Source organism: Kocuria salina (assembly GCF_013368965.1).
Classification (GTDB): domain Bacteria; phylum Actinomycetota; class Actinomycetes; order Actinomycetales; family Micrococcaceae; genus Kocuria; species Kocuria rosea.
This window is the reverse complement of record NZ_SSSF01000041.1, coordinates 1-1533: the sequence shown is the minus strand read 5'-3', so window position 1 is coordinate 1533 and position 1533 is coordinate 1. Positions and strand designations below refer to the sequence as shown.

1 protein-coding gene is annotated in these 1533 nt (G+C 69.2%); it reads left to right on the top strand.

Going from position 1 to position 1533, the window contains the following annotated elements:
- The first annotated feature begins 237 nt into the window (after positions 1–237).
- The gene (locus E7Z53_RS19825) at positions 238–1512 is read left to right on the top strand and encodes an IS110 family transposase (RefSeq protein WP_255219727.1); all 1275 of its coding nucleotides are present in this window, start codon (positions 238–240) and stop codon (positions 1510–1512) included.
- The last annotated feature ends 21 nt before the right edge of the window (positions 1513–1533 follow it).

Genomic DNA, 1533 nt, shown 5'->3' with positions numbered 1-1533 from the left:
GTACACAGAGATGATGGACGCAGGTTCCGGCGGTGGTGTGACTCGCCCTTACACCGACCCCCGCAGGGGGTGTCCTCCAGTGGATCTGTCCGCCCCCACCGGGGCCGTGAACCGTGCGGCCAGACGGAGCATGACTTGATAGGAGCCTGACCGGGAAGTCGCCTCACCTCTGTGCTGTCTGCCCCGCCCGACCGACGGTGACCAGTTGCTCTTCCACCATGGAAAGGATCACCGGTCATGACGATCATGACAGCGCCACCGACGGCGGCCAACCCTTCTAGGAATGCGACTCCGGGACGATACGCCGGGGTCGACACCCACCGCGACACCCACCACGTGGCGGTCGTCGATGAGCTGGGCCGGGCCCTGGTCGACCGGCAGTTCGCAGCCACCGCCACCGGGTACCGACAGATCGTGGACTTCCTGCGCACCCACGGGCCTGTCCTTGCGGTCGGGGTCGAGGGCACCGGCTCCTACGGAGCCGAACTGGCCCGGGTTCTGGCGGCCGCGGAGATGATCGTGATCGAGGTGATGCGCACCAACCGCCAGCACCGGCGACTCAAGGGCAAGTCCGACCCGCTGGACGCCCAGCAGGCCGCCCTCACCGTGGCCGCCGGCCGGGCCACAGTGGTCCCAAAGCAACGCGACGGGCTCGTGGAGTCCTTGCGAATCCTGCTGGCCGAGCGCACCTCGGCGACCAAGGCCCGCACCGCGGTCCTCAACCAGATCCACGCCCTGCTGATCACCGCCCCCGGCGACGTGCGTACCGACTTCCACCGCTACCACGGTCAGAAGCTGATGGACGTGCTCGCTCGCACCCGCCCTGGACCCGGCGATGACCCCGACCAGGTCGCCCGTGCGTCGCTGAAACGCCTGGCGGCCCGCCACCGGGTCCTCACCGAGGAGATCACCGTTCTGGACGACCAGCTCGAGCAGATCGCGGCCCGGCTCAACCCCGCCCTGCTGGCCACCCATGGGATCGGACCCGTGGTGGCCGCGACTCTGCTGACTACCGTCGGGGACAACCCGGACCGGATCGCCACCAGGGCGCAGTTCGCCGCCCTGTGCGGGGTCGCGCCGATCCCGGCCTCCTCCGGACGGACCCACCGGCACCGGCTCTCCCGGGGCGGGAACCGCCAAGCCAACCATGCCCTGCACCGGATCGTGCTGATACGCATGCGCTTCCGCGAACCCCGCACCATGGCCTACTTCGCCCGCCGCAGAGCCGAGGGACTGGCCGACCGCGACATCATCAGGTGCCTGAAACGCCACGTCGCCAACGAAGTCTTCGCCCTGCTCACCCACCCGCCTGCCGATCCCCTTCCGGGGCCGTTGCTGCGCCGACAACGTCAGGCGCTGGGCATCCGCCTGACCGACGCCGCCCACACCCTGGAGGTGCCCTACCAGCGGCTACGGCGCCTGGAGCTGGGTACCCGCACCGATCCCGAGCTCGTCCACCGCTGCCAGCATTGGCTCGAGGAAACCGACCAGCAACGCCTCAAAACCGCTTGACGCCAATAGGAGCATCCACTC